Below are 12,561 nucleotides of genomic sequence, written 5' to 3'. Positions count from 1 at the left end.
TGGCGTTACTGCGCTATGCCGCCTCAAAGGCCTCCCTGATCCACTGCCTCACCTCGGCATCAACCATGCTTGGATCGTGGAGTTCCAAGTGATGCATCCACACGGAAGGAGCGGGATGAACGATTTCTTTGAACCGTGGGGAGCCGAGCTCGTAGGGCAAAGCCAACGACAACACCGCCGGTACCCTCGAATGGACGTACTTGTCAGGCCGCCACAAGTAGGCGAACCCACGATGCCGCCGAAGGGCGATCTGGCTCTTGGATACGTTGACCCGAAAATCACCGAGTCCACCCACAACGGCAAGGACGGCCCGGCAGATGGCGAGGCCTTGAGGAGATCCATCAAAAAACGACTCTGCGTCCGTGGGCAAAACTGGTCTCATAGCGCCCTTTGGAGGCTGCGTCGTAGGAGCCACGCGCCACACATAAGGAGAATAGCGGCCATCGCTGCCAGGACGCCGAGAGCGGGAAGTATGTCCGTGAAGGAAGCGTCCTGCCGTTGGATGGCGGCCAAGGCGTCGTAGGCCCACCGATGTGGAGTCAGCCGCGAGATGCTCTGAAGGGGTTCGGCGAAGAACTCGGGTGGCACCATGCAGCCTCCCAGGCCAGCCAGCACGAGACCTGCGCCTATTCCGATACCTGTTGCGGCGCCGTCGTGATCCAACAGTGAGCCGATGATCATGGCGGCTGCTGCGGCGACGGCGCTGAAGGCTATCAAGACCATTGCCGTGAGCCAGAGGTTGCCCCAATCAACGCCGAAGAGCAGGGCCGTACCTACCAGGATGTACGCACCTTGGACTGATGCAATCCCGAATCTTCCCACTGCCTGCCCGGCAATCGTTTGGCCGCTGGATACGGGTGCTGACATGGTACGCGGGATGACGCCGTAACGGCGGGCCTGGATCAGCGTGGCGGCACCGGTCAGGGAACTGAGGAAGATGAACAGCAGCAGCTGCTGCACCGCTCCGAGTTCGAAAACCCCCAGGCCACGGAACTCCTGCGCGGTGTTGTCGGTGTCGAGGATCTCTACGCGGGGTGGCTGGAAAGCTTCCTGCGCCTGCGCCACGGCAGTCTCCGCTGCCTCGGCCGGCAGGCCGGCCTGCTCCAAAGCTGCGAGCTGGCTGTGCCGCATGCTGATGGCGCCCAGGGAACCCCTGACTTCCTGTAGTGCTGCTTGGGCTGATGCTTGCGACGCAGTGAGAATCTGCAGCTCCGCACGGCGTCCGTCGTCGAACGCGGCGGCGGCTTCGTCGCGGATGACGAGCCCGACGTCGGCCCTTCCGCGCGCCAGCTGTTCGTGCATCACTTGGGCGGTGACAGATTCCACCTGCAGGCCGTCGGCTTCCAATTGTTCCGTCACAATGGACTCAAGCGCCGTCCCGGATCCACCAGTGAGGCTAACCCGGGTTTCCGCGCGGCTCGAACCGAACTGGGTGCCCAATAACAGAATCAGCAGGAGCGGGAAGGTAAAGACGAAAAAGATGTTGGAGCGGTCCCGCAGGAAGCGCCGCACCTCCACGCCGGCGATGGCCAGGATCGCTTTCATGCCTTGGCTCCGCGGTCCGGCAGGAAGCGGGAGACCATGACGCAAATAACCGCGAATCCCCACATCGTCACCAAAGGCACGGCGATTTCTGCGACGCCGCCGCCACCGGCAGAGATTCCGAGGCCCCGGATGAATGCACCCACCGGGTTCAAATCCATCAGGACCGCCATGAAACCTGACGCTTGGATGGGGAAGAAGGCGCCTCCCGCGATACCCAGCACCATGGCAACAATGGATTGCGCCACATTGGCCTGTTCTGCTGTCCGAACCATTTTGGCCACGACAAAGGTTAGGCTGGTGGCCGCCGCCGCTGCCCCGAGGACTAACAAGCCCACAACGGCCGGGGAGCCGAAGTTAACGCCGAAGAGGAGCGTGCCGCTGGCAAGCAGCACGCCACTTGCGACGACTCCCAACGAGAAACCGACAAGAGCTTTGGCGGCGACGACGGTCCACTGCGGTGCGGCGGTGGATCTGATCCTGGCGAGTGTTCCCTGTTCCTTCTCCGCCAGTAGTCCTAGGACCCCGAACCCCACCGTGAACAATAGAAACAAGCCCGTTTGACCGGCCACCAAGCCGGCCCGAAGCGACAACTGCCCGGCTGGCGCGATTCCTTCCGTGACATGGAGGATCGGGTCGCCGGTCACCGCGATTCGTCCAATGCCTGCCGCAGCATCAGGGGGGACTCCACCCAGTCTCGCCGCTGCCTCCGTTACCGACGCAGCGGTGAACTGGTCCACGATTCCGGTCACGATTGAGATCAAAACACTCGTCTCGAGGACGGACCCGCTGCCTTCGATAAGTTGCAGGGCGGACGGTTGCCCGGTATCCAAGGCTGAACTGAAGCCGGCCGGGATGACGATGCCCAAGGCGGCACCGGTAGTGCGGGTTTCCGGGCCCACGGCCTCCGATGACACCTGACGTACGGTGACCTTCATGGATTCGACTGAAGCCAGCGATTCGAGCAACGCAGCACCGAGTGGGCCGGAGTCTTCGACGCTTGCTATGACAGTGGCTGGTTGCAGGTCGACGCTGCCGGTACCCAGTCGACCGAAAGCCAAGCTCAGCACGCCCATCAATGCCAAGGGGACGATCAGCGAAAAGATGAGCACCGACTTGTCCCTCAGCCGTTGACGTAGATCATTGCCGACCATGGTCCATAGTGCTCGCACGGTCAGTCCCTGAGCGCTTTGCCGGTCAAATGCAGGAAAACCGATTCGAGGTCCGGACGTGTCACGGATACCGATGCCAGGGTCATTCCTGATCGGGCTGCGGTAGTTACTATGCCTGCGAGGAGAGCTGCACCGTCCGTGACGGTGAGTATCAGTTCGGTTCCTCCGGAATCAGTGACGCGGTGAACACCGTCGAGCGACGTCAGTGCTTGAGCTGCTGCCGTGGTCCGGCCGGTCCCCACGAGGCTGATACGGTCCACTCCGCCGGTGAGCGTGATGAGCTCGTCCCTGGTTCCTTCAGCCTGGACCTGGCCTTGGTCCAAGATGGCAATCCTGTCACATAGGCGCTCTGCTTCTTCCATGTAATGGGTGGTGTAGAGGACCGCGGTGCCCTCCGTTGAGAGGTTTCCCACCGCTTCAAGAATTGAGTTGCGTGACTGTGGGTCAACTCCCACCGTCGGTTCGTCAAGGATCAGCAGACCGGGGCGGTGGAGCAAACCGATACCAATATTCAGACGACGCTTCATGCCACCGGAGTACTTTTTGGTTTGTTCGCCGGCACGCTCAGTCAGGCCAAGGAGATCCAAAACCGTGTCCACTCTGGAGGACAACTCTTTTCGGCCAAGCCCCTGGAGACGGCCGAAGAAATTCAGGTTCTCGCGTGCCGTCAGATCAGGATAGATCGCGAGCTCTTGGGGGACCAGCCCCAGGTTGCGTTTTGCGGCGACACTCCCTGGGTCCATCCTGATACCGGCCACATCAACTGATCCGGAATCGGCAGGGATCAGACCGGCAACCATGTTGATGATGGTGGTTTTTCCGGCCCCGTTCGGGCCAAGGAGGCCGTAAGTCTCACCGGGACCGATGGCGAAGGAGACGTCGTCGACGGCGGTCAGGTCACCGAATTTCTTGACGAGCCGGTCTGCTGACAAGACTGTTCCGGTGCGAGGCGGTGCCACCTGATTCTTCAAGGGCGCACCGCGCTATTCCAAGCCGGCCCGTGTTGCGTCGTTGAGTGGAGTTTGAAGCGACATCGGCGCTGAAAGGTCGAATCGTCTCCCGGTTACCGAGGCCGGAACAATTCTGAAGAGGTGGTCCTGACCCACTCCCTGCCACGGGAAAAGGGCGCGCCTGATCTCATCAAGTCGAGGGCCTTCGGACCCTGCGTCCTCAACTGTGCCTTTCACAACCACACTCCACGCAATTTCGAATTCGGCACTGACGGAGTCGCACTCGATGGCTACCACGGCGTCATCCTCCATGGCCCACTGTTTGGTTCCCGGTCCGGTCCTGAAAACTATCGTTTTGTTGTCCACCGCGAAATTTACGGGAAAAATATCAGGGTGGCTGTTGACGATAACGGAGAGCCGTCCGATGGTGGTCTCGCCCAGCAGCCTCCAGCAATCGTCAGGTTCAAGTACTTCTGCCTCAGGCACTATGTTCTTGTCGGTCATGTCGAGATCCTACGGTCGCTTTCCGGTCCCCAACAGGGCCCAAAGGCCCAAATGATCCCGGAACGTCTGCGGCCGTCCTCGCGGCGGCTATTAGCGAAAGCCGCACAGCGGACACCGCCTTGGCTGCAAAACCGCGACGGCGACCACTCGCCGTCGTGCGTTTCCTCGCGACGCCGGTGCTACCGCGGCGATGCGGCCGCCAATCACGGCAGGTCGGCCCTTCCGTCAGCATTAGGGGGCTGCATTGGCTCGGGATCGTAGGCACCTTGGTCCAGGCGGAAGGGCGGATACTCGTCGCGCAGGAGGGCTCCGTAGATGAGCGCACGGTAGACCCATCTGTTAATACCCATGATGAACCCGAACAGGGGGCGCGGATAGCTGCCGGTGAACAACAGGATTACCAAGGCAATGATCACCAGCAGACCCAGTAGGGACAGTCCTCCGCCGCGATCATTGATGACGCCGGCAGGTCCGTCCTCGGTCCTCCAAGCCCACGTCGCCGTTCCTGTGAACGCCCCCACGATCAGCAGGTGCGGTATGAGCAGCAACCAGGACTTGACAAGAACTAGGCCCCGGGAGAGACGCGCCGGATAATCCACCTCCAAATTCGCCGGGTAGTCCGTCCGGGAGAGGCTGAACGGCGGATAGTGATCAGTCCCACCCACGCCGTAGGAATAGAATGCCACACGCCAGTTCCAACGGAGGACGCCAACGTTGAAGTGAAAGAGGGATAGCGGGTAGCGGCCCGTAAAAAGGATGGCGAACCAGGCAATGATGCTGGTGACAGCGAACGCGAACCAAAGGAAAAACAGCACAAAGAAATGGGGGATGGCGAGGAACCATTTCACCAGCCACATCCATGGAGACAGGGCGGGGTCCAACTGTCCGGTGAACTGAAGCGGTGAGTTCATGGCGCTCGCCGGTGCAGAGTCTGGTGCTGCCGCAGATCTCGAGGGGGGCTGGCCCGGCGATCCGCCGCCACGGCCCAGACCTACGGCGCCCAACACCAACAGCGGCACGCCGACCAGGATGGCCAGGATGCCAGCGAACAGCAGGCCCATTGCTGCGGGTTTGATGAGGTCGGAACGGAAGCCGGCTTGCAGGTCCGCGGATACCCCGAGGCTGGCGTCGGCATTCATCACCACCACCGTCCAATTGCCGGGGGCTATGTTCCACGTGAGCTGTTGCTCACCCGGGCCGGAAGCCGATGCTGCCCAGAACTGCTGGGCACCGGGTACTGCGGGAGTGGATGAGCCTGGGACTTCCCTGTAAACAGGCCGGAAAGGCTGGAATTTCACGTCACGCAACTCGGTGCGGTGTACCCCTTCAAGGTACGCGCCCACGTCGGTTTGGGGTGCAATGCCGATGAACACTTCACGGCTTGCCTCCGTCGCGGTGGCCCGGAGCCTGAGGGTTCCAACGTCAAAGGGAAGCCTTTGGGGCGTACCCTCGCCCACGGCATCGAGTTGGGGGGAGACCAATGCTCGGGACGAAACCGTGTACCGCTCTGTTGGGGAGGTGAAGAAGGCTTCGTCGTCTTGGGCAGAAGCGAGCCATGCTGCCGGTCGCCTGGAGCTGCCGGGATGGACATCTGCCCAATAGTCACTCAAGAGCCCTTTTCGGGGGAGTGAACCACCAGGACAGGGCAGTGCGCGTGCGCAACGCAGGCCGAACTGACCGAGCCCAGGAGAAGTCCCCCAAAACCACCGTGACCGCGCCTGCCTACTACAAGAAGCGACGCATGCTTGCTGCCTTCAACCAGCCCGGCACGGGGTGAACTTTGAACAAGTCGGGAACTGACGTTCCGGGGCTTTTCAGCACCAAACGCCTCCAACACTGCCTTGTTGAGTCGATCCTCCGCATCATGGGCGAATCCATCAATTCCCAGCGCAAGATATCCTTCGTATCCCAGCGGCATCTCCCAGCAACCCCACGCTTCAAGCGGTGCGTCAAGAGCCAGGGCAATGCGCTGTCCTTGGCGTAGCGCTTCCACCGAGGCTTGGGATCCGTCTACGCCTACAATGATCTTGCTCGGGTCAAGCCAGCTTGCCATCACGCGCTCCTCTGGCTTCCATGGGCTTTGGCAACTGCCAGGAGTTCTTTACCCCACGCCGTTGCCCGGGACGTCTCTCCATCAAGCAGGGGCCCTTCGGTTCCCTTGACGTAGAAGGCCATTGGTTTGGCAATAATGCTGGCTCCGGCGTCATGCAGGGTTTTGGTGATCTTCTTGGCCGCATCCCCATGGATGAACAACTTGACCCTCGTATCAAAGCCGACAGCAACCACCCCTGAGAGTCCATGTTTACCAAGACGGGATAGAGCCTCGGTGGTCTTCTGGGTTGGGCGCCACCCGTTGATGGGGCTTCCCACCACCAAAAGGTCCTCTGATGAGATATCTTCGGGTCGAAGCTGTCCGACGGGCAACACTTTCGCGTTGAGTGAGCTGAGGCCTGCTGCAATGGCCTCAGCAATCGCCTTGGTGTTGCCAAAGCCGGAATCGTAAACGACCAGTGCTTTCATGACTGTTCCTTGTTCTTCTCGTGGGTGTGTGTTCGGGGGCGGGGCTTCCCGCGAAGAGGGCGGTCACCTATGAAAACGGTCGCCCAGTACGTTCCTGCACCCATGACAAGGAAGCCCAGCACTCCCAGTGCCAGACTGCCCACTGGGTAACTCACCAGCAGCAGTCCGAGCCCGGCAAGCGCAGCGAGGAAGCCTCGCTTTATGCCCTTCCATCGGCGTCGGTTCAGATCATCCACGCTCATCAGTGCTGCCAGCCTGGGGTCCTCCTCCTGAAGGGCCTGCGATATTTTCTGTAGTTCGAGCCGCTCGAACTCCGAAAGTGCCATGGTGTGCCTCCTGCTTTCCCTCCCAGCATGTGTGGTGCCGGAATCAGGAAACAGGGCCGAAAGTCACTCCGGATTTCGGGACCTAAGACTTTGCCCGGGAGTATCGGTCCGAATTATCGGCGACTGGGCGAGACCATTGTTCAGGGCACCACCAGCCCGGACAAATACCGAGTGTTTAAACCTTTACTGGAGTCCGGCAGGGAGATGTTCTTGTATCCACAGGAGTCCCTTAGACTCGGCAAAGAAGTACTCTCGCTTGGCACAAGGGAGGCATGACCTGTGGGCGCAGACCAACCGTGGAGGTCCCCACTGAAGGGGCGTGTAAATACGCTCCTTAGCGAATTCGTGGAGCGGGCCGACGAATTGCTTCATGCCCAGGAGCAAATGAACACTTTGCTTGATGCGGTCATGTCCATGGCGGACAAACTGAGCTTGGAAGCCGTTTTGGACCGGGTGGTCACGTCAGCCTGCACCCTGGTGGATGCGAGATATGGTGCCTTGGGTGTCATCGGTGAGGATCAGCAACTTAGTCACTTCGTCACTGTGGGGATTGACGACGACGGCATCAGGTCAATTGGTGATCTGCCAACTGGTCACGGCGTGTTGGGCCACTTGATCCGGGAACCGCTGCCCTTACGGCTCCACGACCTTGGCCAGCATCCGATGGCGAGTGGATTCCCCAGGAACCATCCCCCCATGAAAAGTTTCCTCGGCGTACCCATCCGGGTCCGCGACGTCGTCTTTGGCAACCTGTATTTGACGGAAAAGAAGGACGGGCTGGATTTCACCGCTGCCGATGAAGAGTTGGCTGTAGCCTTGGCGGCGGCCGCCGGGGTTGCCATCCAGAACGCCCGGCTGTTCGACGAGAGCCACCGCAGGCAACGGTGGCTCGAGGCCGGTGTGGAGTTAGGTAGCCTGCTGATCGCAAACGAGTTCGACGACGGCGCCAGTCACCTTGATCTCGTGGCCGAAGCGGCCCTTCGGGCGTCGGAATCCATTCTTGCTGTCGTTGCGGTCCCAGCGTCAGACGGAAGAGTGCTGTGCCGGTCGGCGATCGGGGTACAGGGCCTCTACGCCGGGCAGGAGCTCACCGGTTCGCAGATCGTGTTATCCGTTATCGAAACCGGCGAATCCCTTGTGGTGAAGGACCCTCATCACGTTCTGGGCGTTGACTTGACGGAGAAGCTGGGCCCTGTGCTTGTGTCGGCTTTGGGTCATCGTGGAACGGACAATGGAGCCCTCCTGTTGGCCCGCGGTACCGGGGCTCCCGCATACACCCGTTCGGATGTTGATTCCAGCGCGCTTTTCGGCAGCAGAATAGGGTTGGCCTTGGATCTTGTCCGTGCGAGCGCCCTTCGGCAACAAAGCGTGGTGCTCTCGGACCGGGAACGCATTGCGCGCGATTTGCACGACTTGGTGATTCAACGCTTGTTTGCTGCGGGTTTGGGCATTCAAAACCTCAGGCGATTCATGGATGATCCGGCGGCGTTGGAGCGGATGGCGGCCCTGACCGAAGAACTGGACGAGACGATCCGCACGCTGAGGTCGACCATCGAACAACTCCGATCCGCAGATAAGGCTGGCTGAGGTCCGCGCCACTGTGACCTTCGGCCCTGTTCCCCGGTAGCCGTTCACGCCATTCTGGCAAGACTGCACGTCATAAGTTCAGGAACGCCAGAGCGCGGTAACACCAGAGAGTGCCGGAGGACATCATGGTAGGGAACACATCGCCAGGCAGGGTAGTTGTAGGTGTGGATGGATCGGAGGCATCCATTGAGGCGCTCCGCGAGGCTCAGCGCCTTGCCGTCCCGCTGGGGGCGACCGTTGAGGCCGTTGCGTATTGGGATTTCCCGCCGGTTTACGAAGGCTACGTTGCCATGGGGATCACCGGTTTTGAGGAAGCGGCCGGACAAGTCCTGAACGAGTCAGTCGAAAAGGCATTCGGCTTTGACGTGCCTGACAACGTCATTTCGCATCTGGAACAGGGCCATCCACGGCAAGGACTGATCAAAGCAAGCCGCGGAGCAGAGTTGGTAGTGGTCGGCAGGCGCGGCCATGGCGGCTTCGGCGGTCTACTGATGGGATCGGTCAGTTCGGCCTGCGTCGCACACGCACATTGCCCGGTTCTTGTGGTGCACACCCCCGAAAAGGAATGATGAATGAGTGCTTAACACGAAAGTGCGGGCTTGCCCGGGGGCCGGCAAGTCCGCACTTTCAGTGCCCCGGGTTCGGGGTGTGATGGTTCTTTCAGTCGGAGTGCTTGACGGGGCTGATGCGCGCGATAATCGTGGGACACGGCAATTTGGTGAGAACCGCATGCGCCGTCGAACCCAACAAGAGGCGTTTGAAGGCGCCCCGTCCGCGGCTGCCAACCACCAGCAATTGTGCAGTGGCCCCGGCAGCGAGCAGTGCTTCGGCGGGCCGTGTGTGGGTGTCGAGGATCTGGTGCACCACCAAATCCGGGTACTTGTCTGCCAATCCGGCGACGGTTTCGGCCAGTACAACGCGCTCTTCTTCCGTGATGACCTCAAAGTAGTTGGTGCGGGGTACACCGCGGGTAACCCACGGTTCCGGCGTGAGGAAGGCATGGAGAACAGTCAGCTCCTGGCCCTGACGGTCGGCCTCCGCCGCAGCGAACGCGACGGCCTGGGTGGACTCTTCAGAACCGTCCACTCCGACCACAATTCCTTTGCGGTTTGTCATGTCGTGCTCACCGATGACTGCAACGGGACAACGCGCCACGGCAGCAACCTGCAAGGCGCGATCGGTCAGGGAACCGCCAGCCCAGCCATGGCCTGAACCAATGACCACCATGGCGGCCTTTTTGGACCTCTTGCCCAAAGCGTAACCGGCACCACCCGAGACGAGGTCGGTGGTGACCTTGACGGTGGGTTCCATCTTGGCGGCCCGGTCCTTGGCGGCTGCAAGAAAGTTGATGCCGGATTCCCGGATCCATTCGTTGTACCCCACAGAATCGTACGCCCAGCGGTCGTCCACGGCGTGGACAAGCTGAACCGGCAGCTTCAAGGTGGCTGCTCGATGCATGGCCCATCCCATGGCAGCCTCGCTGCTGGGTGAATCGTTGACACCTACGACAATTGCTTCATTCATGGCTGGGCCCGTTCTTCGTTGACGAGTTCCCCGGACCTTCGCCGGGGCCTTGTTGCCAGTTTGTACCGGGTTCATAGGACCGGTTAGGGCCGGAAGTCCTTATTCCGGTGTGGCGATGGAGACGGTCTCTTGATATTCCGGTACACGGGCCTTCCACCCCAATTCGTATTTGATGCGGAGGCGAAGGGCCTCAGATGCATCCGGCTCTCCATGGGTGATGTACGTCATTCGTGGGGCTCGTGCGGCTGAATGCATCCATCGGAGGATGGCATCGGAATCGGCGTGTGCGCTGAAACCTTCCAATTGGACCACCTCGGCCCTGATCTTGACGTCCTGCCCATAGACCCTCAGTTCACGCGAACCTGCCGCCAGCGCTGCACCCCTGGTGCCGGCGGCTTGGTATCCGCTCAGGACAATGGCATTTTTGGGGTCATTGCCGTACGCCTCGATGTGATGCAGAATCCGTCCACCGGTCAACATCCCGCTTGCGGAGATGATGATCATGGGGCCACCCCTGAGGTTCAGGAGCTTGGAATCGTCCGCCGTCCGGGTCATAACGGCTACCCCGTACATATCCTTGAATTCATCAGGGCGCAGGCGGTGTTCGTCCGGATGCTTCTGGTACATATAGGAAGCGTCTATGGCCATGGGGCTATTGAGATAGACGGGAATGTCAGGTATGGCATCTTTTCTGCGAAGCCGTGCCAACTGAAGCATGAGCGTTTCGGCCCGGCCAACGGCGAATGCCGCTACCAGAATGACTCCTCCCCGCTTGGCCACCCGGGAAACCACCTCGCCGAGTTCAGCTTCCGGGCTGCTGGCTGGATGCGTCCTGTTGCCGTACGTGGACTCCGTCACCAACACGTCGGCTGCCTCCAGCTGCCGGGGAGGATACATGAGGGGGTCATCGTCGCGGCCCAGATCGCCGGTGAAATGAAGGGAGTTGCCGCCCACCCGGATCTGAAGCTGGGCTGCTCCCAAAATGTGGCCGGCGGGTACGAACGTGGCCTCGACGCCGCCGCCGAGGTCGAGGGGCTCATCGAACGCAACGGGGTGGAAGCTGTTGAGCGACTTCACGGCATCGGCCGCTGTATAGAGGGGCAAAGCAGGGGTGTGGATAGAGGACCCACGGTGATCGGCGTACCTGGACTCTTCTTCCTGCAGGTGTCCGCTGTCGGGCAACAGGAGTTTGCACAGTTCATTCGTCCCGTGAGTGGCGTAGACAGGACCTCTGAAACCATCCTTCACCAGCTTGGGAACATAGCCCGTATGGTCCAGATGGGCGTGCGTCAGCAGGACGGCATCAATGGAGGCAGGGGATACTGGGAAGGGCTGCCGGTTCCGCAGGCGCAGCCGTTTGTAGCCCTGGAAGAGCCCGCAGTCCACAAGGATTCGAGTTCCGTGGAAGTCCACAAGGTAGCGCGAGCCGGTAACGGTGTCCGTTGCGCCAAGAAAGCGGAGCGTAGAGGGGTTTTTGGTGCTCATGACGATGCTTCATCCTTAAGGCAGGGCACGGCTGGCTCCTTCTTGATGTCCGACGTTGCACTTTTAGCCGAGTGCTTCTGCGGGCTTGTTCTTCCAGCGTCGGCACATTGGACCGTTCTGGACAGGGCCAAAAGTCACGTGCTGATGAAGGGTCCTTGGACCCTTGTGGCCAAGGCGCCCGTCAGCAAGAATTTGGCAGGGCCGCCCGCACAGGCCCCGGAGTATGCGGTCACCGACCGTCGGACAGGAGAGTCATGGATCGCCGAGAAACATCCGGCCACAGGACCGATTCCCCAGGAGAACCAATCCGCGTGTTCATACTCGACGACCACGAATTGGTTCGTCGGGGGCTCCAAGAACTCTTGGAAGGTGAAGGCTTCGTGGTGGTCGGCATGTCCGGGTCCGCCGAGGAAGCGACGCGCCGGATTCCTGCGTTGCACCCGGACGTCGCTGTGCTGGACGCACGGTTGCCCGACGGGACGGGAATTGAGGTATGCCGTGACGTGCGTTCAGTTGACCCTTCGCTGAACTGTCTCATACTCACCAGCTACGACGACGAACAAGCCCTCCGCGGCGCCGTCCTTGCCGGTGCCGCCGGGTACGTCCTGAAGGAAATCGGCGGAATGGATTTGCTTGGCGCCCTGCGCAAGGCTGCCAGGGGCGAGTCGTTGTTCGATGAGGCCGTCAAGACGAGGATCATTCAGGGCCTCACGGAGCCGAAGAAACAGGATCCCCGAGTCTCGTCCCTCACACCACAGGAGCGCCGGGTCCTCGAGTTCGTTGGGCAAGGTATGACCAACCGCCAGATCGGAGAGGAAATGCTCCTGGCAGAGAAGACGGTCAAGAACTACGTCTCATCCCTCTTGGCCAAACTCGGGTTCGAACGCCGAACCCAGGCGGCGGTTTTCATGGCTCATTCTTCCGAAGAGGATGCCGGGAACCGGCACTGAG

The 12,561-nt window shown here is 60.8% G+C and carries 14 protein-coding genes; 3 read left to right on the top strand and 11 right to left on the bottom strand.

The annotated features are described in order from the left end of the window. Positions 1-13: 13 nt before the first annotated feature. The 9 genes from EU811_RS16435 to EU811_RS16395 all read right to left on the bottom strand — a co-directional run bounded on the left by EU811_RS16435 (position 14) and on the right by EU811_RS16395 (position 7,014). Entirely contained in the window at positions 14-382 is a 369-nt protein-coding gene (locus EU811_RS16435) for a DUF5655 domain-containing protein (RefSeq protein ID WP_142939401.1), read from the bottom strand. Further along, positions 379-1,545: an ABC transporter permease gene (locus EU811_RS16430; protein WP_142939400.1), complete on the bottom strand. Its 1,167-nt coding sequence runs from the start codon at positions 1,543-1,545 to the stop codon at positions 379-381. The genes EU811_RS16435 and EU811_RS16430 overlap by 4 nt, the downstream gene beginning before the upstream one ends. Beyond that, positions 1,542-2,696: an ABC transporter permease gene (locus tag EU811_RS16425; RefSeq protein WP_142939399.1), complete on the bottom strand. Its 1,155-nt coding sequence runs from the start codon at positions 2,694-2,696 to the stop codon at positions 1,542-1,544. Before EU811_RS16425 ends, EU811_RS16430 begins: the two co-directional genes overlap by 4 nt. A 20-nt stretch (positions 2,697-2,716) precedes the next feature. Continuing rightward, complete coding sequence (locus EU811_RS16420) at positions 2,717-3,673, bottom strand: ABC transporter ATP-binding protein (RefSeq protein WP_142939398.1); 957 nt, start codon at positions 3,671-3,673, stop codon at positions 2,717-2,719. 24 nt (positions 3,674-3,697) lie between these two features. After that, complete coding sequence (locus tag EU811_RS16415; RefSeq protein ID WP_142939397.1) at positions 3,698-4,168, bottom strand: pyridoxamine 5'-phosphate oxidase family protein; 471 nt, start codon at positions 4,166-4,168, stop codon at positions 3,698-3,700. Positions 4,169-4,371: 203 nt separating this feature from the next. Then, positions 4,372-5,778, bottom strand: a complete 1,407-nt coding sequence (locus tag EU811_RS16410; protein ID WP_238703439.1) for a DUF4389 domain-containing protein — start codon at positions 5,776-5,778, stop codon at positions 4,372-4,374. After that, entirely contained in the window at positions 5,775-6,221 is a 447-nt protein-coding gene (locus EU811_RS16405) for a universal stress protein (protein ID WP_142939395.1), read from the bottom strand. The genes EU811_RS16410 and EU811_RS16405 overlap by 4 nt, the downstream gene beginning before the upstream one ends. Beyond that, a complete protein-coding gene (locus EU811_RS16400; RefSeq protein WP_142939394.1) occupies positions 6,221-6,688 on the bottom strand; it encodes a flavodoxin family protein in 468 nt (155 codons plus the stop codon). Before EU811_RS16400 ends, EU811_RS16405 begins: the two co-directional genes overlap by 1 nt. Beyond that, the gene (locus EU811_RS16395; RefSeq protein ID WP_142939393.1) at positions 6,685-7,014 is read right to left on the bottom strand and encodes a DUF3040 domain-containing protein; all 330 of its coding nucleotides are present in this window, start codon (positions 7,012-7,014) and stop codon (positions 6,685-6,687) included. The genes EU811_RS16400 and EU811_RS16395 overlap by 4 nt, the downstream gene beginning before the upstream one ends. A 384-nt stretch (positions 7,015-7,398) precedes the next feature. Here EU811_RS16395 and EU811_RS16390 point away from each other — a divergent pair, with 384 nt between their 5' ends. Beyond that, entirely contained in the window at positions 7,399-8,601 is a 1,203-nt protein-coding gene (locus EU811_RS16390; protein WP_342211722.1) for a GAF domain-containing protein, read from the top strand. A 125-nt stretch (positions 8,602-8,726) separates the two neighbouring features. Next, positions 8,727-9,170, top strand: a complete 444-nt coding sequence (locus EU811_RS16385) for a universal stress protein (RefSeq protein ID WP_142939391.1) — start codon at positions 8,727-8,729, stop codon at positions 9,168-9,170. Positions 9,171-9,261: 91 nt separating this feature from the next. Here the strand turns inward: EU811_RS16385 and EU811_RS16380 are convergent, their stop codons facing one another. After that, positions 9,262-10,125: a universal stress protein gene (locus tag EU811_RS16380; protein WP_142939390.1), complete on the bottom strand. Its 864-nt coding sequence runs from the start codon at positions 10,123-10,125 to the stop codon at positions 9,262-9,264. A 99-nt stretch (positions 10,126-10,224) separates the two neighbouring features. After that, a complete protein-coding gene (locus EU811_RS16375) occupies positions 10,225-11,610 on the bottom strand; it encodes an MBL fold metallo-hydrolase RNA specificity domain-containing protein (protein WP_142939389.1) in 1,386 nt (461 codons plus the stop codon). A 254-nt stretch (positions 11,611-11,864) separates the two neighbouring features. Here EU811_RS16375 and EU811_RS16370 point away from each other — a divergent pair, with 254 nt between their 5' ends. Continuing rightward, positions 11,865-12,560, top strand: a complete 696-nt coding sequence (locus EU811_RS16370; protein WP_142939388.1) for a response regulator — start codon at positions 11,865-11,867, stop codon at positions 12,558-12,560. Position 12,561: the final 1 nt, after the last annotated feature.

Source organism: Arthrobacter sp. TS-15 (assembly GCF_006964045.1).
GTDB lineage: Bacteria > Actinomycetota > Actinomycetes > Actinomycetales > Micrococcaceae > Arthrobacter.
The sequence above is the reverse complement of the archived record's forward strand: the minus strand, read 5'-3'. Positions and strand labels throughout refer to the sequence as shown.